Origin of the sequence: Fulvivirga sp. (assembly GCF_040218215.1) — a bacterium.
Classification (GTDB): Bacteria; Bacteroidota; Bacteroidia; order Cytophagales; family Cyclobacteriaceae; genus Fulvivirga.
Genome location: NZ_JAVJQL010000002.1, coordinates 107193 through 130105, shown reverse-complemented (window position 1 = coordinate 130105; position 22913 = coordinate 107193). Strand labels below are relative to the sequence as shown.

Sequence of the window (22913 nt, the reverse complement as noted above, 5' to 3'; positions counted from 1 at the left end):
GAAGAGAGGTTCATTCCACTTGGTAAGTCCTATTGCTGGCAGGTTGCTCCTCAGCAGAGCCTACTTCCTCTTCAGATTTACAATCACAAAATAATACAATGATCCACTAAAAATCACCAACCATTTTTGGCACCATTACCTTTTTTTTGTGCCATACTTTTTTAGGCATAAAAAAAGCTCCCTAAAGGAGCTCTTTTATTTACTCAATATTTGAGTTTTTCATCTTTATCCCAAATGCCCCAATAGGCACCTACATCTCCTTCTGCACCAACTTTCCATGATTCATCGAAAGAGGAGAAGTAAAATATATCTATATTATCTTCTGCGGACCACTTCTGTGTATTAATGAAATATTTCATGAAGTTCTCATCAGAAGGTATTGCTCCGTGTAGTCCTGTTCCCTGACTGGGCCAGCCGGTTTCAGAAATTATTACTTTCTTTCCGTGACCAGCTCTAAGTGCTTTATTATACATATCTTTCATATACACCAGTGAGTAGTCACACTGACAACCTTCCCAGTAGGGGTAGCAATTGGCCAAGATTACATCACAAGCTTCGGTAATTTTTGGTCTATGCTCAAACTCGTAATATGCATCTACATAGCCAACCTGAATGCCTGGAAGGGCTCCTTTAACGTGATATATGAACTGCAATAATTCTTCCTCGGTCAAATCTCCACGGTACATTACTTCATTACCTACTGCAGCAATATCCACATGGCCTTCATTGGCTACTTTGATTAAATTTTCAATTTCACGTCTGTTAATATCCGCGTTGTCCCCCAGCCATGCGCCAACCAGTGTTTTTAGACCGTACTCATGCGCCACTTTTGGTATAAGCTCATTGCCGTCAGTACAAGAAAATGAGCGGATCCATTGTGTATATGGTGCTATTATGTCCATTCTTCTTCTTATCTGGTCTTCAGTAATTTGGTCACCAGGGTTTTGACCTTCAATATATGGACTAAACCCTATGCCGTGCATGCCGCTATTCAGTGCTTTTCTGAATAGTATTGCTAATTCTTCCTTGCTTTTGCCTTGATGGTCAAGGCCTGTGAGCGCTAATATTTTCTCTGATCTTAATGACATTTTTAACTATATTTTAGCTTATCGTTTTTATCCCAAATCCCCCAGCTTTGACCTACATCACCTTCATGGTGTATTTTCCATGGTTCATCAAATGAGGAGAAGTAAAATACTTCCACATTGTGTTTTTGCCTCCAGGCATTGATATCAATGAAGTATTTCATAGCATTGTTTGAAGATGGAAGGGCTGCTCCATTGGCTTCACCTTTGTTTGGCCATCCGGTTTCGGTTATGAACACCGGCTTGTTTTTGGCTGCATCTTGTGTAACGGCATACATTTTTTGTAGACTTAATGAAGCTTCATTAATGTCATTACCTTCCCAGAAAGGATAGCAATTGGCTAAAATAACATCACATGAATCAACCAAATCTGCATGTTCACTGAATTGAAAATAGGTATCAACACAACCAACCTGAATATTTGGCAATGCTTCTTTTACCCTTTGGATGTACTCTATTAATTCACCTTTAGGTAGGTCGCCTCTTAACAAAACTTCATTGCCCACTGCTGCAATATCTACATACCCTGATTTAGCCAGGTCAATCAATGCGGCTATCTCTTTTTCATTTCTTTCTTTATCTGGCCCGATCCAAGCCCCAACCATGGTCTTAAGCCCGGCCTCACGAGCTACTTTTGGAATAAACTCGTTACCATTAGTGCATGAAAAGGAGCGTATCCATTTGGTATGAGACTGAATAGTATCCATCCGTTCACGTATCTGAGATTCAGACAACAGGTCATCAATATCCTGACCTTGAAAATAGGGGCTAAAACATAAACCGGGTGCCCCGCTATTCAATGAAGCAGAGAATAGTGCTTTTATTTCTTCAGTAGTTTTAGATGTTATGTCTGTATTTACAGAAGTATCAAGATTAAACTGCCTGTCAAATAATGATTTTACGCGATCAGTTGGGTAGTAAGAAGAGCTTGTTTTAACTGGTTTTGCACGCCTATCCAATTCTGCACGTATCTCATTTGCACGCTCTTCGGTAACATCATAATTCCGCATAACAAACATGGCTATTAATGTTCCTAAAATAGGAACGCCAGAGTAAAACGCCCTTAATCCTGTTAAGGCTTCCTCAGTTTGTACCTGAGCATCGGCATTAAAACCAACAACACTTAGAATAAGGCCGCTCAAGCCACCGGCAATAGCAAAGCCAAACTTCACCATCCACCAATAAATTGCCCCAAAAACACCTTCTCTACGCTTTCCTGAAGTCAATTCGTCAAGATCGATTACATCTGAAGTCATGGACATCATTAGAGTAAAAAGGCTTCCAATTCCAAATGAGAAGAAGGGCAGCGCAAATATGAACATGTAAGGCTTGCCGGGGACAAACAGAAACCAAAGCATAATATAGCCAATGATGGAGATGCCCTGAGACCAAATGAAGGCATTTTTCTTGCCCATTTTCTTAGACATTTTGGCCACAATAGGAATGACTACAAAAGTAGTTACGATTGCTCCCAGACTTCCGAAAAGGGTAGGCCAAATACCGGCTGCCGGAGCATTGCCATTGAACAAATAGTAAACGACTATGAAAAATGAAAAGGCTGCGATAGTGTTAAATGCATTGAAAATAAAAAATGTGGCAATACATAATTTTCTGAAGGGTGGGGATGCAAATGCTTCTTTAAACCCTTTTAGGATTTCTTTTAGACTGCTTCCAATGGTTCTTAAATTTAGGGGAGAGTAGTTTTCATTAAGTGTTGATTTACTCTTTATGAAAATGGCCGGAACCATTGCGAACAACATGCAAATTACACCTACCCATACTGCAAGTGTTCTGGTGGCTACTTCTGCCGTTGGAAACCAGTCAGGATCATACATTACAACCCAGAACCAGGGCGCAACTACCCATGCCCATTGTCCAATCCATTGTGCTACGGCCATGATATTGGTGCGCTCATGAAAGTCATTGCTCATTTCATAGCCCATGGCCACGTAAGGCACGCTAAATATGGTGAGCCCCAGATAGAACACAAATGACCACAGCAAGAAATAAATAAAATTATATTCTATACCATCTTCTCTATAAAGTTGCCACATCACTATAAATGCTAAACCCATTAATATGGCACCAAAAAACACATATTGTCTTCTTCGTCCCCATCTGGACTTTGTATTATCAGAAATAAACCCCATGATAGGATCGGTAATGGAGTCAAAAACACGAGGGAAAAAGTAAATCACACCCCACATCCAGCCTGGAAAACCAAGATCTTGCACGAGCACAACCATAAAAATACCTAATACTGCTGGAAACATTTGGTTGGCTAACATGCCGATTCCAAATGCTACTTTTTGACCAAACGGAACTTGATTTACGGCTGTTGACATAAAGCTAAATTTTAGTTGAGATAATAATTGTTTGTATTGCTTGTGGTGAAATGGATACTGTTTTTTGCTCTTCACCGAGATTCAGGCTAAAGTTTTGTGTCACTTTACCTTCATTTAAGATGACCACCGCCAACGTGCCATCAGGGTTTTTGACCGCAGTAACCTGGAGCTTCTCATTGGCATTTTCAAAACCAATTCTTTTGGCACCCGGCCTGATGAATTTGCTGAAATGGCTCATGGTATAATAAAGTGGTGTAAAGTAAACTTCATCTTTTTCGGGATCTACTATTACCGGAGCTACACACCAGTTTTTAAACCAGTTGGGACCTCCCTGACGGTCCAATACCATATTCCAGTCCACCCAACCATCAACCCAATTGTTCAAACAGCCTATCATGTCGCGGGCATAGCGATACACAGGAACATATTTAGGATGAAGGTGCTTTTCTTGTTCTGGTGCCCAGTCCCATCCCCAATCAGTAGCCTCTTTAGACCAATACCAATCATCATCTTGCCATTTGGGCACTTCTGCATCAACACAGGCTTCTGTTTGTATTAAATGCTTATCAGGCGCCTTTTGATGTGCATATTGCAGTTCTTCAGGAAAAACATCAAAAGTACTGGCATACCAATGAATGGCTGTGCCATCAAAATACTGGGACGAACTATCATTTTTAAACATGGTATCTACCCAGTGTTTTAGATGTTCGCGGTTTTGGTCATAACCTAATATTTTAACATTTGGGTAGGTGCTTTTTTTGAGCGTTGGTCCCAGATGATATTCAACAAATTGAGTCATTTCTTCGGCAGAATAGTGCATGCTTTCCCAATTATTACCATTACCCAACGGCTCATTTTCAACCGTTATTCCCCAAATATCAATTCCTTCCTTTTCATAGGCCTCCAGGTATTTGGTAAAAAACAGTGCCCAGGTGTCATAATATTTAGGCAACAATTTGCCACCCACATAGCTGTTGTTATCTTTCATCCACGGTGGGGCAGTCCAAGGTGAGCTAATAATTTTAAAGCCCTCTTTAGAAATGGCCATGGCCTCTTTTATCATTGGTATAATGTCGGCTGTGTCTTCGGCTATGGAAAAGTGCTCAAGTTCTAGGTCATCGGCAATTGGCGCATATGAGTAGTTAGACAATGAAAAATCACTAGAGTTGATATGCGTCCTGGTAAGGGAATATTTAGCACCACTTTCACCAAAGTAAGCTTCCAATATTTTAGCCCTATTTTCAGAGCTAAGTTGATTTAAGAGATAGGCCGAAGCTTCTGTAAAAGAGCCACCAAAACCTGTTATGCTTTGGTATTTAGTGTCAGGCAATAATCTTATTATTGGCGCTTCATCCGCTTCTGGAAATTCATTAATAACATTTAGTTTATTGCCTCCGGCAGAAGTTTCATATACCTCTGTTTTGAGTTGTTTCATGTCCTTTTTGCAGGCAGTCGTTAGCATCATAATCAAAAGCAAAAATTGGTAGGTCTTCATGGCTTAATCTTATTTTATGGAGTCTTGCTTTTGGGGAGGTGCCAGCACCTGTGCTTTCAAAGTTTCTACATCACCCTTAAATGTGTTTACTATGGCTTGGCCATCTCTGGTCAGGCCATTAAATACCCCCTCATCTACCAGTGGCCAAACCGGGTATTTGGCTTCACCTTTGAGTGTAAAAAGCCCGAAATGATTCTCTGAGCCTTGCGGGTTATTGGCATCTTTCCATTGTTCATCAAAAGCTTCAAAATAGAAGCAGGTGATATTTTTACTGTTGGTCCATTCGCGGATGAGCTTATAGTATAAGCCTTGTTTATACTCATCAGTAGCTCTTGAGCCTTCATTGCCATAAAAGCCGTCAGAAATAGTGGCCCAACCCGTTTCACCTATATGAATGGGCTTTTCTACTCCCAGACTTTTTACATAATTGGAAACAGAATCATATTGCGCTTGTGCAAAATTGAGTGCTCTCGCCATAGCGGCATTGACTTTTTCTATTTCAGGTAGATTATGTTCACCAGGGGGCACATGCCAAAATGCCGGATTATAGTGGGAATTATGATAAGGGTAGGTATGCATTGAAATATAGTCTACCGCTTTTACCAATTTTTCAAGGTCTGGAGTATGGTATAAGGAGTCACCACCGCCCCATGAGGAGAAATCATCTGAGCTAGTAACCCATAGGGCTTTGGCCAAACCACCTTTTGCTTTTAGGCTTTGCAAGTGGTTGACCCATTTTAAAATGACAGAGGGTTGCACATAATAACTTTCTGCCCATTTTACCATGGCTTCATTACCTACAGCCAAAATTTTAACGATATCAGGGTATTGATTAGCAAGCTTTACCGCTCTGGCAATTTCGCCTTCATTTTGCTCACTTTCAATATTATGATCAGGAGTTTGGCCTGTCCAGGCATTTTTGCAGTCGATCCAGGCTCCAAGCATAACATACATTTCGAAAGAAGGGTCTTCACTTTTAAGCTCGCTTATCGCTTTAAGGATGTTTGGAGCATGTGGCAATTGCACGTTATAAGTTCTGATAAGCTTAATACCCATTGCAGACAGTATTTTCATGTCTTCTTTAAGTTGCGGAATAGTGGGCTGAACATCTCTTGAGGTTGCTCTATAACCTCCGTATGAAATGGCTAAATATTTTGGATTTCCTAGTATTTCTTTTGCTGTCACTTCTTTCTTTTTATTTATTCTCGAATCATTTTCTTTTTGATTGCACGAAAAGCAAACTGCTAATAAAACTATGCTGGCTACGGTTTTGAAAATTATATTCATGAGGTTTAAATGTTATTTCAGTTTAGTCAGTAGCTTAATCCATAGCCAAAGGGAAATAATGGCTCCAATGAATTATCCCAAAGATTAGGGCCATACTTCCCTTGATAATCTTGAACAGATTTTGGCCATGAATGAGGTAACCTGCCTTTAAAATCATAGTCACCGAATAATACCTGAGCTATACCATCCCCTTCTGATCCAGGTAGCCAGGCCGCCACAAAAGCATCTGATTGCTCTATTTGTGTTGTTGTGACCATAGGCCGGCCAGATATTAGAATGGTGACAGTTGGTATTCCTTTTTCTGCGTATTTATTTATATAGTTTTGATGTTCTTGTCTTAGGGTTAATTGGTAGGCATTTATTTCTCCTCCTATATCCCCAAAGAACTCAGCATAAGGTGTTTCACCAACAACTACTATGGCCACATCAGCATCATAATTTTTTGTGCCGTCTATGTCATAAAGTATTTCGTTTGTTGCTAATTGCTGAATTCCATTCAAAATGCTTATTGCCCCCCTGTAATCCTCGGTCATGCCTTGCCAATGTACTGTCCAGCCGCCCGATTGAAGGCCAGTGTTTTCTGCAAATTCCCCTACAACCACTATTTTGGAATCCTTTTTTAATGGAAGCAGGTTATCTTTATTCTTAAGCAGTACCAAAGACTCTCTCACGGCTTGCCTTGCCATATTTCTATGATCGGCACACCCTATTTTCTCAATTAAGGCCGAATCGGGAAAGGGATTGTCAAATAATCCGAGCCTGAATTTTTGCCTTAAAATGCGTTTTGTGGCATCATCTATTCGTTGCTGATCAACAATGCCGTTACCAACAGCTTCTTTCAGTCCCTTTTGATAAGTATCCAAATCACCGTCAACGGCCATAACCATATCAATTCCTGCATTGATAATATCAGTTTCGCCAAACCTAGAATACCCTTTCCAGTCTGACACCACAATACCGTCAAAGCCCATTGATATTTTTAGAGTATCAGTAATTAGTGCTTTGTGTGCGTGCATCGATATCCCATCCAAAGTATTAAATGAGGCCATTACGGCACCAACGCCCAGATCAACTGCTGCCTGATAAGGTGGCAAAAGGTATTTTGAAACGTCCTCTGCAGATAATGTCGTATGACCACCCTCAGTACCGTTGTCGGTAGCACCATCACCAATAAAGTGTTTAGCTGTTGCCATTACAGTATGAGGATCTGAAAGCACACCTTGATGTCCTTTTACCGAGGCTTTTGTAAGTGCTGTGGTCAATTCAGTACTCTCTGAAAACGCCTCATATACCCGTCCCCATTTTTCATTAAATGGTATAGCCACACAAGGCGAAAAAACCCAATTAAAACCCGTTGCTTGTGATTCTAAGGCCGTAATTGATGCGATTTTTTCAACTAACTCCGGATTTTTAGTAGCACCCAGTCCAATATTATGAGGAAAAATGGTTGCTCCATTAAATGTATTCTGACCATGAACTGCGTCAACACCAAACAATAATGGAATCGCTAAACGTGTAGATAATGCTTGTTTTTGCAGTTCTATGAATTTTAATTGCCAGTCAGTTGCAGTTTCACCTGGTGTAGGTCCTTCCGTATGTATTATCGAACCTAAAAATTTCGAACTAACTTCTTCCTTTGTAATTTCAAAATGCCTAACCTGGGTCATTTGACCTATTTTTTCTTCCAGGGTCATTTTGGCAAGCAGTGCATTTACTTTCTGCTCAAGGATCATGTCAGTCTTTGTTTTGCTCACAATAAATTGTCCTCCTTGATGTGTACTACTATTTGAGAAATGTCTCCAGATCTCTTGAAAACTAGACTGCTCACTCTTGAGTCTAATGTTAAGGTTGCTAAATTTTCAACTTTACCATTGGAGTATAATATTTCAATACCTTCACTTTCAGATATGGTATACCGAATAGGGATTTGGCAATATGTAAAGCAAACAGAACCTGCAGGTAATGTTAGTGCCTGGTGTGATGAATTAACATCGTAATATTGAAAGGTGCTTTCCTTATGAATAAATTCATTTCTTCTAAGCAAACATGGATTAAAGACCATTTGTCCTTTTTTAATAAACACACCAAGTTCACCAAACCTTGATAAGATATCCTCTTTTACCTGGCCAGTCATGCCCGGCTGCTGGGCACCTTTTGTAAATGGTGTATGGGAATAGGGATCGGTAGGGAAGGCCCCGTATAGATGTGGTGCTTTGTGGACTCCAATGCCTTCATTTATCTCATAATAATGTTCAAGAAGTCTACCTATGACTTCTTTGCTCTCGCCATTATTAATCGCTTTTAGACAACATTCCTGAGCTGCAAGTTGTAGCTTGGAAACCATATGCCAATAGATGGAACCTAGTCCTTCATAACCAAAGAAGGTTCCTGACCTTCCAGTAAAGGCTTTATGATTGAATATCTTTTCATAAAGTTTTAAGACCAGATCTTTATCGGATTTGATAAGCTCTCCATACTTCAACATATCCAAGTTGTTAAGTGCATTTTCTAAATCAGCGGCATTTTTCAAGTTGCCATTGAAATGAAAACCACCGCGGACGTCTATAGAAACAACACTTCGCTCACCATCTTCCACTAACTTTAGCAGTAGCTTGGATTGGTTAATTGAAGATTCGGGGATGTTGTTTTTGTCTAAAAAGCCAGAAAGCCGCTTATTGGGGTACAATAGGTAGCTGTATTGGTCTTCCCTGAATAAACTGCTTGATTTGAGGGCATCCAAGACCTCAAGACTTTCCTGTGAGCTAAGGAATCCTGAGCTAAGCACTGCAACCTGACCTTCAAGCATTTCGCTCAATTCAGAAATTGATATTTCACTGTCATTTTCAACAGTCATTAAATTATAACCGTGGTATAAATTGTCGAAACGCTTATTGGCTTCTATGGTATGTTCAAGATAACTCAGGCCATTGTCTATAAAGTCACTCAACTCATCAAAACTCAAGGTTTTGGTTTTACCGCTAAATGAGTTGTGATAAATTTGATCTCTATATTTGCTTCCAGCGGCTCCAAGGCCGTCTAAAACAGATTTGCGATCTTTATTGCTAAATGAGCCTTTCAATAAAGCTTTGTTTTTGCGAAGGGTGTCCAGACAACTATCAAAAAAAACCTTAAGTTCTTCAGATATTTCGATTGCTTTTAGATCCCTGTTTTCTAGTAGGCTTTCAAAAAATGATAAAAATCTTCTCAGATAACACAGCGTAACAACTGACACACCATTGCCTACCAGTGCATTATTTGCATCATTCCATTCCGGGCGCTGCGTATTCATCCAAATGCCGCCTTCAGGAATGAAATTTGACATTTTAGCTAGTACAGTCGCTAATATCTTCTCAATGAAGTTAACCTGATAAATGGAGCCTTCATTATTAGTGAGTAATGCAGCGTCCGCACCGATTATCAGTCGCCTAGCTTCAATTTCCTTATCTAGTTCATGATCAAAATCAATGGTGTCCTTTGGGTTATGTAGGATATCATCATAATTTTTGATTTTATATGGAACGTTGGCATAAACGAAGACATTAGAATAAAAATAGCTTTCAAGTTGGCCTGGGTAATAACCCTCCAGTATCTCCAGGAATTTAAGGAGATATATGATTTGATGGTCACCCCAGTAACCAATATAAGACCATGGGTCATCGGGCTCTATTCTTTCCCAATCAATCCCATTTTTTGTGATCCTATAGGGGTTATAGCCATCAAATGTTGTTGCATTAAGAAACTTAAAAATCATGCCTTCCAAAAATCCGGGGTAGGAAAGGGCAAGAGCTTCCCAATTTTGGAATATGTCACGCCAATTTCCTTCATAATCCAAAATTTTAGACCCATCATTTTCATTTTGGGTGTTTATGGAAAACTGGTTCCAAGGCCTGCTTGGGTCCCCATGCCGTCTACTAAATTTTAAGGGTAGATATTCGGTACTTAATCTTTTTAAATGCAGATTATTAGATTCATTGATGATTTTCTTAAACTCTGACGTTGTAAATTTTTCAGGGAGCTTTTTAAGTAAGTCAATTGTTGATTTTAATACCTCTTTGTTTGCATTAGATAGGTAGTTTGTAAAATCTCCCTTTTCAATTTGATAGTTATTATCAAAAATACCACCTCTCATAATGTTGAAGAGTGTGTTTGAGAAATGTCTGGTATCCCTGGGCTTATCATTCGATGATTGAAGACCATCGGCAGAAGCGGTTAATTGGATAAGCCTTTTAGTTCCTTCTTCTATGTCTTGAAGTACTTTTTGATTCAGGTAAGAATCATTTTTAATTGCATCGGAAATTCTAATTACATCTGTGGTGTCTTGATTGACATACGATATAATCATCCAATCAGATGACTTCTTTGCCTCAATTTTTACCTCTGTGCTAATGAAATACGCACCTTTTTCAGCTTTTATGTCTTCTTCTGGCGTTAATGCCTTACAATTTCTAAATGCATCTAATTGTAATGATGATAGGAGGTAGGTAGGTTGATCTAAACCCAGAGACCATGAGATATTGGCCTTAAGTGCTTCGCTTGGTTCAGCTTTGTCGACTATTATGGCACTAAGTGCATAAATGCCAACTCCTTCCGGACTGAGTTCATTCCTTTTATAAGCATCAACCAAATTACTTCGCTGACTTTGTAACATACTTCCAACGCCATAGGGTAAGATGTTTTGAATTCCATCAAGAATATTGACTGATACTGCATCAGAGCCCTCATTAACTAGTTTGCTTTTTTTTATGAAACCGTAAGTATTGCTGGAATTCCATTGATATTGAAACCTTAGCTTGAGATCATGATTTACCTCCTCGAAAAGTACCTTATTGCCATATACATTTTTGTAGAGGTTTCTGGAGATATTGTATTGGCTAGTATTTCGGATGGAGAATGGCTCCCAAATTAATGTCTTTTCATTGGTCTTTAGCTGGAAGATCGATTTACTGCCTGTGATTTCTGATGATTCAACAATTTTATCATCTGTGTAATAAGGGAAAAGAGCATTTTCTGCATTTTTTCTACCTGCACTAATACCACCATTACTTCCTATAAACATCCAGTGATTAGAGTCGCTAACCACACTCATGAAAAAAGGACGAATTTTATCGATGTTTGATATTTTGAAAAATGCCTCATTTTCAATTTCAACCTGCTCGATATTGCTCTGATCAGTTTGCGTCATTAACCTTTTGAATTGATTTATGGATAATTAATAGAGAATGAGGGCAGGTATAAAAATATGCCTGCCCTCATGATTTTATGGGTTTAACACTATAGATACATTATCTATATTGGCTGAAACGCTGCAACCAGGTGCTCCGCCACATACGGCTTCTATCAGAATAGAAAGTCCACCAGTTACACTAGCGCCACCAGGTATAGTATAGGTGGCTGTAAATGTTGACCAGGTACCTGACAAGCTTGGGCGTGGATCGAAAATATGTGTAATAGGATCACCAGGTTCACCTTCTGCCCGTTCAACAAATAGTAACACATTAAAAACCCCGCCTTCAGGAGCTGTTGCAGAACCAATATGATCGAAACTTACCTGTACCACATCACCAGCCTGAACAGTGCCAATTCCTACTCGCTCTTGCTTAAACCCGGGGTTGCTGGCACCATTGGTAGCCAATTTTCCGGAAAATGAGCCGCCATTATTTGTAGTATTATCCAACTCAGCTGTTCCTCCATTTGCGAATAATGACCAGCCTGTTGCATCACCGGTTTCAAAATTTCCGTTGGTAAGGATTCCATCACCAACGTCACCACCACCACCTGAGCCTGAACCTCCAACAGTTAATGTAACATTATCAATAACTACAACACCAACATCGGCACCCATATCGAATAATACACGACTGGTTGCGTCACCAAATGTATTACTAGTGCCATCGTCAATAGCAGAAAGCTCTAAAGTAAATGTCTGCGTATCCGTGGTGAGGTTTACGGTTTCTGTATCTGCATAAAAGGGATCTGCGCTTTGCCCTATTCCCACAATCATAGTTCTGTTTCCGTCAGATGAGGCGTCAAATGTTAAGGTGTAATTTTCACCGGGCGTTAGCTCTACTAGTTGACTGATATTGACGTCAAACGGATTGCCTGCTGATGCAACATTCACAAAACTATAGCTATTATCTCCTTCAGTGCGGACATCAAGTGCTTCACCATACCATGCTTCAGTACCATTTTCAAAGTCTCCATTGACCAATAAGTTGTCATTCGATGTAGCTTCAGAAACAATAACTGTTCGGGTTACTTCATCCGCTGCGTTGCCAGCGATATCACTTACATTATAATTAAGAGTATATGTTCCAGCTGTATTTACGTCAACAGTGCCTGTTACTACAATATTAGCTGTTATATCGCCATCCACATTATCAGAAGCGGTTGCTCCCGGATCAGTGAATGAATCACCTAAATTAATGTTGATACTTGCATCGCCAATTAGTGTTATTTCTGGTGCTACTGTATCTGTGGCTGATACATTGACAGTGCGGGTTACCTGAGTTGCCGCATTTCCAGCAGCGTCACTTACATTATAAGTGATGGTGTATGTACCTGCAATATCGGTGTCAACAACATCTCCAGCAACAACAATGTTCTCGGAAATATCGCCATCAACATTGTCAGTTGCTGTGGCTCCCGGATCTGTAAAAGTGCTACCAATTAAGATGTTAAAGGTTGCTTCCCCAAGTAACGTTATGACAGGGGCTGTTGTATCTGCGGTGACTACAACAGTTCTAGTGACTTCAATAGCTGCATTGCCTACTTCATCTGATACATTGTAGGTGATTACATAAGTGCTGGCTACACTGGTGTTAACATTGTCGCCACCAATTACAATATCTGATGATATATCACCACTAACATTGTCTAAAGCGGTTGCTCCTGGATCAATGAATTCTTGTCCAATTTTGAGGTTTATAGTTGCCGCACCATTTAAAGTAATGACAGGTGGTATTTTATCATTTGGTGCACTTAACATGATGTCGTCAATATAGAAGGTGCCTGATGTAGTACCTGATGGATCTATTAATAGTGTCAATTGGTTAAACTCTTGGGTAGTATTATAATCAAAAGTTATTTTTTCCCATCCTGTTCCACTATGATTTCCTGATGCCTCTATTGAACTGTTGCCATCAAGTTTTAATAGAACCGGAACAGCAACTGAAGAAAACAGCTTTAGCGAAATAGCTTCTGCCTCAGAAAAATCGATAGGTACATCCAAGGAAAATGCTCCTCCTTCAAAAGCAGCACCTGAGTTAACCATTTGACCAACATTGGTCTCCAAGTTGTTAATGCCTGAAACCTCTGGATTAGCTATAACTTCAAATGTCACACCACCAAAAGTCTCCATTATATAGGCAGTTCCTTCACAGTCAAATTTAATCGGTAATAGTAGGTCCGATTCCCAGCATTGTGTTTCAGTTTGAAAAATGTCATCTATAAAAAATGTTCCTGTGCTGGTGCCTGGTGCATCTACAAAGAGTGTCATTTTTGAAAATTCACTATCTGTGATGAAATCGAAATAGATGGTCTCCCAGCCGGTGCCTTTATGCCTTGTTGAAAATTCGGTACTTGCACTACCTTCTTCAAGCTTGAGAAGGACATCGATCGGTTTGTTGGACCAAAAGTTCATGCCAATGCTTTTTTGAGTAGCAAGGTTAATGGGGTTCTTCAGGTTAAAGAAAATTCCTTCGAATGCAGTGCCGTTATTTCTTATTTCACCTACTCTGGAAGCTGTAGTATTACTTCCTGATAGGTCAGGGTTATCAACAATTTGAAATTCTGCACCACTAAAAGTAGTTGCATTATAATTTGTAGATGGGTCATCAAAGTTGGCAGGTAGAGATATTAGTTCATTGATCTTTATGTTAAGGGTGTCAGTAAATGAACCAAAACCTCCAGCCACATTTGATGCGGCCAGCGTGACTACATAAATACCATTATTGTATTTTTTTACAGGGCTAATTTCTTCAGAGCTTTGACCATCTCCAAAGTCCCATAAGTAGTTATTGGCATTTTCAGTTGTATTTAAAAATGTGACAATACCGGTATTGTCGTTGATGGTATAGGTGAAATTGGCTTCAACTTTAGGTAGGTTTTCATCATCATCTGCACATCCTGCAATAAAAAGCATAATGGTGAAAACGGAAGCGGCTTTTATATTTTTAAGTATTAATTTCATTGTATTAATTTTTAAAGCTGATTTCATTTATAGATTCTTACATAGTCAATTATCATTGTCTGGGGAAAGACCGTCTCATTATTGGGGGAGCCAACAAATGTTCCGCCAACGGCAAGGTTTATAATTAAATAGAACGGCTTGTTAAACACCCATTCACCAGGTACATCTGCGGGTGTTATTTGATTGTAAAGGACATCATCAACATAATAATTGACAAAATCAGAGCCCCATTCAATACCAAAAACATGAAAGCCGGTATCGAAGCGATCGTTTTGTAAGGTGTAGCTTTTAGTCACGGCCTCACCGCCTGAGTACCCGGGGCCATGCACACTACCAAGCACTATTGTTGGATCTTGACCACGATATTCCATTATATCCATCTCTCCAGCTCCTGGCCATGGGTTTACATCTATGTCAGCACCAAGCATCCAAAATGCCGGCCACATACCTTGTCCCCAAGGGAGTTTCATCCGTGCTTCAAACCGACCATATGTTTGCTCTATTTTGCCTTTTGTTAATATTTTAGCTGATGTGTAATTGGAGCCCCGGTAAGATTCTTCTCTGGCAGTTATAATTAGAAAACCATTTTGAACCTGGATGTTTTCGGGCCGAGCTGTATAATATTGAAGTTCATTATTGCCCCATCCGTTAATACCTGTTCCTATATCGAAATTCCAAATATCACTATTAGGCATCCCATCTGAATCGAACTCATCTTGAACGACCAGTTGCTCAAAATTAACTACGGTTTGATTGTCGTCTTCGCAGCTAATTGCAGCCAACGTTATCAATAAGAAGAAAGAAATATTAGTCAATTTCCTTACTGATAGTATATTCAATTTATTCATTGTTTTAAACTTCATTGATTGAATTATTACTTATATAAATAAATATTGTCCACCAAAAGATCTGTTATAGTGCCAGGGAAATCTGTAGCCGATCCATCAGTGACAAAAACCAACTGACCCAAATTGTTTAGACTGGTTAGTGAGAAATTACTTAGTTGTATGTCCAGACTTATCCAACTGCCACCAACTAAATCTGCACTGGTAATAGTAACACTGCCACTAGAGTCATCACCCCCACCAAATGTGCCGCCTGGTCCAAAATCAGCCACCTCTATTCTAATAAAGTCTTCAGCTAAAATGGTTGATTTTTCAATTTGAATATCGATATGCAGGTGGGTCATTTCAGAGGCATCGATAGTTGGGTTTTTAAACTCTATGCCTACAAAATTCAGTTTGGTGTATTTGATAATGTTGTCTCCGTTGATGACCAAATCATCTTGACCCTCAGTAATTTGAAAAGGCTCGTAGTATCCATTATAAAAATCAACAGGTACATTGGTATAGGCATCACTGAAAATGGATATTACATCATTGGCGGCTTCAGTAGGAGTAGGGGCTGAAACAAATTCACCCACTGATTCTATTTTCATAGAACCTTTAGCCTTGACGTTACCTAATAATGCTGTTATCTCCGTTGAGCCTGCACTAATCACAGAAATGAAACCATATTGGTTTACTGATGCTACCTCAGGGTTGGAGGATCTGAATGTATAGTAGGCAGGAGAAGCGCTCACCGTTTGGTTTAAACCAGATTCTAAATTGAATGTTTGGGTAAGGCCACTAATTGTATAACTGTTTCCTATGAATGTCTCTTCTATTCTATCTTCACCATCAAAAATAGCTGGCCTTGGTTGGGCAACAGTGCCAAGTTTTTCAAATTTCAATTCGTCTATCCAGAAAGTGTATCCCAAACCATTAATTGGAGCGGCAGAATAGGTCATCATGCCGCGCTCTTCTACCAATTTGGAAGGATCTGGAATAGGTATGGTGTACTTTATCCAATTTGTGGTCAATTCTAAGTTTTGACTTATTACCTGATATTTATTTTCTTCAAAGTCGACCCCAAATCCAAATTCGCTAATAGTTGCTGCTTGTGATGCTTTTGCCCAAAATGTCATTGCATCAAATTCAGTCAAATTCCTCCCGCTACCATCAATTCTGAAAATAGCTCCGGCATAATTACCATTAGGGTCAGTAGCGTTGGGCACATCGAATCGCATTGAGGCGGAGCCTTCATAACTTACAGAACCATCAACGGAAAATGCGTCAAGTTTGGAACCAACAGGGTTATCTGGACCAGGGCCAAAAGGAAAATAAAAGTTACTTCCTAGTCCCACAGGGGTATCTGTAAATATTGCACCCACCTTTGGAAAAGTAGCAAATTCAGCCTCATCCGAAAGTTCTCTCTCGCAGCCTGTGCTAAGAATAATGCAAAGGCAAAAAAGAGTTAAAAATTTAATGTTTATTGATTTTAGATTACTCATGTCTAATTATTTATTTGCCAATATTTACACTTATGTAGGTTCTTAATTCCCACTCATTTCCGTCCGGAAACCCGACAGGACTAACACGTGGTGCGGTATCAAATTCATTTGCTACAACATTAGGGGCATATCTTGGGGAATTTTCATCCAATGACCTCCAAATGAACCTGGCACCTAGCGTTGTGCTGGGCAGTATAAACCATTCTTGTTTTCCTACAGTTGTGGAAATGTCAGCCATTATTTGAATAGGGTATGTCAGGTTAAAATCCCTATGGTAATCAAATGGCCCCCAGTCATTGAATTTTAGATGATATGATAATTTAACTGTTTTATAGATCACCCTTAGGTCACCACCAAATCGCTCAATTGTTCTGGCATCAGGTCCATTGGCTTGCCCGTTACCACCATATAAATTGGCTATTACTCCCAATTCCGGATTTATTTTAGATACTATTCTGGTATTCACTTCCCATAAGTCCAAAGCCGGTGGTGCACCATCTGCAGCACTAGGAACCCTACCCGTACCAGGGAAAATAACCGCTGCATCCTGCGATGTAGGCAGGTGTCTATATACGACTCCAACACTTGCTGCTATTTTTGAGTCCTCCACTCTGTCATTATCCCATGAGTACATCCATGTAGCCGGTGTTGGGTCGAATGTAAGCAGCAGTTCCCCACCTATGGTTTCCCTGTTGGATCGAACAACAAAAGGATCGTCCAGGATATTCCTTAATCTACCAGGGCCACCAACATCACCGGGCATTGGGTCTACCAGTGGCTTCTGCCACAAGAAGTTAGGTGCTACCTGTATTTTGCCAACCTGATAGGTGAGGCCAGTTAAAAAGTTATTTTGATTACCACTTCCGGTATCTTTTAACCGCCAGCCGGTAAAAGTTTGAGTTTGGTCATAGCCTCCATTGGCCACAAGACCCATGGCCGATGATTGTGCATACCAGTTGATATTACCACGGGTATAAGTTACTTTGACTTTACCACCCCAGGTATCTTTATTTTGTACACGGTCAACAAAAACCTGATATTGCCCTTCATTTTCTTCTACAATCTGGAACTCTCTATCTACCAGAGGCTGTCCACCCCAAATACCGCCAGCTTCTACAGTCAGCTTGCCAATTTCTTTTTTCGCTTGAAGGGTGAACCTTCGGGTTCTAGGCTGGGGTACGGCAATGGAACTGACTGCGGCTCCCGGATCATCTATATCTTCATGAAGAATGGCTGTTAAATCAACTCCGGCAACGGTTCTGGAATATTTTAGTAAAAAAGCTGGATTGGCTCCCCACCAAAGTTCGCGGCCATACGCCAACTTAAACCCTTTGAGCATTTTTTTGCCCTCAACCTCAATACCGTTAGGTGCTAAACCATTGTAAATATCTATGTTAGGGCCATAATTGGCTTCAGGATACAGCCCAAAGAAATCACCTTCATATCCCCAGTGATAATGACCAGTCCTATAAAACCCTTTTAAATTAAACAACTCATGATTCCATGAATATTCAGCTTGATAGACCGATACCCTATCAGCTGGAGTTGTAACATTTCCATTTGTTGTTAAAAATGTCTGTGGGCGACCTCTATTTTCATAAAAAATTTCATTTATTGGGTTCTGAGCTACATTTCCCAACACGTTTAAGGATACATTAGCACTAACATTGGAAGAAGGGTTGGCTTCAAACCCTATGAAGTAGGACTCCATATTGTCAAAACCCTGTTTGTTTGGGAACACCGGATTATTAGGATCCGGACTTTCAGGTGTTGTGATTAAGCTGCCACCAGTTACAAATGTTGATATTTCAGCCCTTAGTTCGCTTATGCCTAATTTGTCTCCAGCACCGCCTGGAGTAGATCCACGGGCTTTCAGGACAGCTTCCATTAATTGAATATTGTCAAAATAGTCAGTCATGAATTCTGTGCTGACCGCATAAGGATTGATGTTGTGTACTTCTTTTAGTGCATAGTAAGCAGCTCTTGGGTACAACGTATATAAACCTCTGAAGTCAGTTGGCCCTTTGGCGCAGATACCAAACCATTCTTCATTCATATTATTATCGCCAGGCTGAGCCTGATCTTTGGAATATCCTCCATTTGGCCATGTAGCTACCGTATTATGAACATCAAAATCTTCTGTTTGCTTATATTTCCACCAGCCATCTGAAAATTGGAAGGTAAAACCACCTATAGAGTTGCCAGCTTTTCCATGACCGGCCGTATTTTCATAAATATCTCTCCAGTTACCTACATCGTAGTAAGCTTGTGTGAATTGGTCTTCTTGATTGTCCTTAGCGTTAAAAGCATCTGCACCAAACTCAGCAAAGAGTACTGGTAAATTTAATTCATCCTTTACGCGCTGAAAAGCATCACCAAATGATATACCACGATACATATTTGTGCCATAAATATCTATATCAGTACATTCTTCCTTAACCAAATCGAGATATAAAAGGTCACCGTTGCATATGGCCACAGGATGAGAGGTGTCAATTTTTTTCACCTCAAGTGTAGCATCGTTAAATGCCTTATATAGTGCTCTGGCTGATTTAATTTTATTAGAATCAATACCTTCAATAGGAATTGCTTCAGTCTCCGCACCAGTCCAGGATAAGTGGTAATTATTCTCATTACCTATCATGTATAGCAGTAAGCCGGGAGTGTCTTTGTAAGTCTCCGCCATTTTACGTGCTTCATCCATTAATACTTGTCTTGTGGCAGGGTCAGCATAATCTGTTTGTGGTGTCCATGCACCATTAATTGTTAGGCCATACGCACCAAAGGTGATATTAAGCATTGTATAAATACCATAATTTTCATAGATATAAGTGATCCATTTGGGTGCTAGGTCGTAGGTACGAATAGCATTGACACCCATGTTTTTCAACAAGGCCATTTCTGCATCTAATGCAGACATTATAATATCATCCGGCCTGCTCCAAATACCCGGGTCGGTAATGGTACTGCCTATGGGAACATAGTCCCAGTTTACGCCATTAACGATGAAGTCTTCACCGTTAACAATTAGCTTCATTCCGCTGTTATCTTTTTCAACGCTAACTTGATTGGATTGCGCTTTGGAAATTGAAGCTATTAAAAGGAAAACCCCTAGTAGATAAATGTGTTTCATATTGGAAATGATTTTCGATTTTCTGTTTTGGTTTAACTGGTATACTCGCTCAGCATTAAAAGCTATCGCAAAATATTTCAATTCAGAATTAACCCAAATAAGTACTATCTTACCATCATTACACAAAAATAGACTACGTCAATTTCCTAATTTCACTACTACAAAGTTGTCACAGAGGCTTTTAAAATCGTTTGCATATGAATAATTACTACATCATTGACAAGTCCATTATCATACATATAGTGCTGTTGTTGCTTGCATCGTCAACTTTTGCCGAAACTGGGAAATACCCAATTAAAAACTTTTCGCCAGCCGATTATGAAGCAGGTATTCAGAATATCGATTTTGCTCAAAACCGGGACATGACCCTTTTTGTGGCCAATAACCTTGGTGTTTTATCATTTAATGGAAATGATTGGGAAATTCATGCCTACCGGACAGGTAAGAAACAGAGGTCACTTGCCTTTGATGAAACGAACAACAGATTGTATGTAGGCTCACAGGGTGACTTTGGATACTTTGACAATGATTGGAATTATGTTTCATTGGTTGAGAAAATTCCTACTGGCCTGAGGGATTTCGATGAGGTCTGGGATGTGTTTATAGAAGATAATGTTGTCTACTTCTGTACTTTTCAAGGCATCTTTATTTACAATGGCCGTGAAATAAATGTAATTGTTAATGAGACTGGGTTTAACAGATCATTTCATTTATCCAGCAAATTATTTACTCAAAACTCTGAGGGAAAACTTTTTGAAATTAAAGGAGGTAATTTGTCACCTGCCTATGCTCAGAACAAAGCAGGCCGAATTGTTTCTGGCTTGATCGCTAAAGATAATGGCTACCTTGTTTTCTACAATTCAGGTGAAATTGAATTTGCATCGTCTTTTGGTGTTACTGACGATTTGCCACAATTAAGTGCAGCGCTTGAAGGTAAATATGTTAATCATGTAACTGAGCTTTCTGACACCAGGCTTGTAATTGCCACACAAAGGTCGGGGTTATATCTATATGATGTTATTACAGATGAAATTGAAAATATAACTGTAGAAGATGGTTTACAAGGCAATGCCTGTTTGCGAACATTTCAGGATAATTCAGGAAATCTCTGGGTTGGAATGCAAAATGGAATGGCACTGGTTGACATAAATTCCCCTATGCGGTTGATTAATCAAAAAATTGATCTGCAAGGCAGTGGTTATGAGGCATTTGAAAGTGATGAAGGTATCTACTACACTACTTCTAATGGTATATATTTTTTGCCTGATGGCGAAAGTAAATGCACATTTCTTCAGGGCACAGAGGGCCCTTCCTATGGTATTCAAAAAATATTGAATAGAATATATGCTGGACACCACACTGGTTTGTTCCTTTTGGAAGCAGGTAAGGCAAGGCGCATAGCGGCAACTAATGGTATATGGAATGTTAAACAATTAAAATCCAATCCTAAGTTTGCTATAGGTGGCACATATTCAGGTTTATATTTATTCAGAATCAATGAAAACCAGGAACTGGAAGGAGTTCAACGGATAAAAGGATTCTCAGAATCCAGTAAATTTTTTGAAGAGGATAATTCTGGAAGCATTTGGGTAGGGCAGTTTTATAAAGGGCTCTATAAATTGCAGTTGAATGCCGATTTAAAAAGTGCCATTGCTGAAAAAGTATCAGATCGATATGATTTGCCCATCAAAGATCACATAATTCTAAGCAGGATAGATAATGATATTTACATTGCAACCGAACGGGGCATTTATCTTATTGATCAAGTCAAAGATCAAATTGTTGAAGCTGAGATGTTTTCAGAGGTTGTAGGGAAGTCATGGGTGTATTTATTGGTTCAGGGCAGTAACAAGAATATATATATTTATACAGAAAATAATGTTGGGTTTTACAAACAGGTGAGTTCTAATAATTATGTATATGTACCTTCTTCATTGTTTCAGTTAAGACATTCCTTTAATAATGACCTCCTAAATGTCTCGGTAAATATTCAAGATGGGGTAATGTTCAACGCCAATGAGGGTTTCATCAATTATAAAAGCGAACTGGAGGATAGGTTGTCAACCATTAAGGAACCTTTGATTAGTAGGGTATATGTAGTGGATGATGATAGTATTTTATTCGAGCGTTTGCCATTTGAAAATAAGAGTGAAACTAAAAATAGCTTAACCATAACACAGGGGATCAGGGTTTTGCAGTTTATGGTGGAGTCCTTTAAATTCAAAGATATTGGTGATAGAAAATTCAGATACTTATTAAAAGGTTTTGATAAGGATTACAGTGAATGGACTGATGCCACTATTAAAGAATACACAAATTTAAAAGAGGGCGACTATGAATTTTATGTTCAATCCCTTAATTCCTTTGGAGAGCATATTACCAGCCAACCTTTCCATATCAAAGTAGAGCCTCCTTTTTATCGGACTGGTTTTATGAAGTTCATTTACTTCATAATTGTAGTATTAATAATGATTAAAATCTATCAATTTCAAAGGCAGTATTACAGGCGCAAGCAAGCCAACCTTGACAGGGTAAGAAAAGAGGAACTGTCAGAAAAGCAGCTTGAATTGCAAAGGCTGAAAGACGAAAAGGTGCAGAGTGAATTGAGTCATTTGAATAATTTGCTTGCGGCTTCAACCATGAACCTAGTAGTAAAAAATGAGTTCATGGAGAATATAAAAGAAGAGTTGAAAGAGGTCAACCTTAAAGCAGAAATTTCCGAACGGAGACAGGCATTGGAGAAAATAGTAAAAGAGATTGATAAAACATTGAAGCTGCAAGAAGACTGGCAGCAATTTGAATACCATTTTGACCGCGTACATGGCGATTTTCTAACAAGGCTTACTAATGAATTTACTGATTTAACCCCTGGCGAGCAGAAACTTTGTGCCTTTTTAAGATTAAAGATGGACACTAAAGAAATAGCCAATTTAATGGCTATTTCTTTAAGGGGTGTTGAAGTAGCCCGTTACAGGCTTCGTAAAAAGTTTAACCTAGAGACACATCAGAACTTGTCAAAATTTATTTTGGAGTACTAAAGTACCCTTG

Annotated in this window: 11 protein-coding genes; 1 reads left to right on the top strand and 10 read right to left on the bottom strand. The window is 39.4% G+C overall.

Translation table 11 applies throughout. From position 1 onward, the window contains the following. Positions 1 to 203: 203 nt before the first annotated feature. From RIB54_RS00625 to RIB54_RS00580, 10 genes are all read right to left on the bottom strand, one after another. Positions 204 to 1088 carry a glycoside hydrolase family 17 protein gene (locus RIB54_RS00625; RefSeq protein ID WP_350068645.1) on the bottom strand — a complete coding sequence of 295 codons (885 nt, stop codon included), beginning with the start codon at positions 1086 to 1088 and terminating at the stop codon, positions 204 to 206. A gap of 2 nt (positions 1089 to 1090) precedes the next feature. After that, entirely contained in the window at positions 1091 to 3430 is a 2340-nt protein-coding gene (locus RIB54_RS00620; protein ID WP_350098782.1) for an MFS transporter, read from the bottom strand. A 4-nt stretch (positions 3431 to 3434) separates the two neighbouring features. Continuing rightward, the gene (locus tag RIB54_RS00615) at positions 3435 to 4925 is read right to left on the bottom strand and encodes a glycoside hydrolase family 30 protein (protein WP_350098780.1); all 1491 of its coding nucleotides are present in this window, start codon (positions 4923 to 4925) and stop codon (positions 3435 to 3437) included. Between the two features lie 9 nt (positions 4926 to 4934). Then, positions 4935 to 6212 (bottom strand): glycosyl hydrolase family 17 protein, encoded by a 1278-nt coding sequence (locus tag RIB54_RS00610; protein ID WP_350098778.1) that lies wholly within the window; start codon positions 6210 to 6212, stop codon positions 4935 to 4937. Between the two features lie 26 nt (positions 6213 to 6238). Beyond that, positions 6239 to 7966 carry a glycoside hydrolase family 3 protein gene (locus RIB54_RS00605; RefSeq protein ID WP_350098776.1) on the bottom strand — a complete coding sequence of 576 codons (1728 nt, stop codon included), beginning with the start codon at positions 7964 to 7966 and terminating at the stop codon, positions 6239 to 6241. Further along, positions 7963 to 11394: a 1,3-beta-D-glucan phosphorylase, GH149 family gene (locus tag RIB54_RS00600; RefSeq protein WP_350098774.1), complete on the bottom strand. Its 3432-nt coding sequence runs from the start codon at positions 11392 to 11394 to the stop codon at positions 7963 to 7965. Before RIB54_RS00600 ends, RIB54_RS00605 begins: the two co-directional genes overlap by 4 nt. Before the next feature lie 75 nt (positions 11395 to 11469). Further along, a complete protein-coding gene (locus RIB54_RS00595) occupies positions 11470 to 14400 on the bottom strand; it encodes an immunoglobulin-like domain-containing protein (protein ID WP_350098772.1) in 2931 nt (976 codons plus the stop codon). 23 nt (positions 14401 to 14423) lie between these two features. Further along, entirely contained in the window at positions 14424 to 15248 is an 825-nt protein-coding gene (locus tag RIB54_RS00590) for a glycoside hydrolase family 16 protein (RefSeq protein ID WP_350098770.1), read from the bottom strand. A gap of 26 nt (positions 15249 to 15274) precedes the next feature. After that, entirely contained in the window at positions 15275 to 16732 is a 1458-nt protein-coding gene (locus RIB54_RS00585) for an Ig-like domain-containing protein (RefSeq protein WP_350098768.1), read from the bottom strand. Positions 16733 to 16742: 10 nt separating this feature from the next. Continuing rightward, positions 16743 to 19865, bottom strand: a complete 3123-nt coding sequence (locus RIB54_RS00580) for a glycoside hydrolase family 2 TIM barrel-domain containing protein (RefSeq protein WP_350098766.1) — start codon at positions 19863 to 19865, stop codon at positions 16743 to 16745. Between the two features lie 197 nt (positions 19866 to 20062). Between RIB54_RS00580 and RIB54_RS00575 the strand changes: the two genes are divergently transcribed. Continuing rightward, the gene (locus tag RIB54_RS00575) at positions 20063 to 22903 is read left to right on the top strand and encodes a triple tyrosine motif-containing protein (RefSeq protein ID WP_350098764.1); all 2841 of its coding nucleotides are present in this window, start codon (positions 20063 to 20065) and stop codon (positions 22901 to 22903) included. The last annotated feature ends 10 nt before the right edge of the window (positions 22904 to 22913 follow it).

Bases quoted from the DNA above. Each gene is read 5' to 3' on its own strand.
- RIB54_RS00595 (WP_350098772.1), bottom strand. From the start codon at position 14,400: ATGAAATTAATACTTAAAAATATAAAAGCCGCTTCCGTTTTCACCATT.
- RIB54_RS00610 (WP_350098778.1), bottom strand. From the start codon at position 6,212: ATGAATATAATTTTCAAAACCGTAGCCAGCATAGTTTTATTAGCAGTT.
- RIB54_RS00580 (WP_350098766.1), bottom strand. From the start codon at position 19,865: ATGAAACACATTTATCTACTAGGGGTTTTCCTTTTAATAGCTTCAATT.
- RIB54_RS00590 (WP_350098770.1), bottom strand. From the start codon at position 15,248: ATGAATAAATTGAATATACTATCAGTAAGGAAATTGACTAATATTTCT.
- RIB54_RS00625 (WP_350068645.1), bottom strand. From the start codon at position 1,088: ATGTCATTAAGATCAGAGAAAATATTAGCGCTCACAGGCCTTGACCAT.
- RIB54_RS00600 (WP_350098774.1), bottom strand. From the start codon at position 11,394: ATGACGCAAACTGATCAGAGCAATATCGAGCAGGTTGAAATTGAAAAT.
- RIB54_RS00575 (WP_350098764.1), top strand. From the start codon at position 20,063: ATGAATAATTACTACATCATTGACAAGTCCATTATCATACATATAGTG.
- RIB54_RS00585 (WP_350098768.1), bottom strand. From the start codon at position 16,732: ATGAGTAATCTAAAATCAATAAACATTAAATTTTTAACTCTTTTTTGC.
- RIB54_RS00620 (WP_350098782.1), bottom strand. From the start codon at position 3,430: ATGTCAACAGCCGTAAATCAAGTTCCGTTTGGTCAAAAAGTAGCATTT.
- RIB54_RS00615 (WP_350098780.1), bottom strand. From the start codon at position 4,925: ATGAAGACCTACCAATTTTTGCTTTTGATTATGATGCTAACGACTGCC.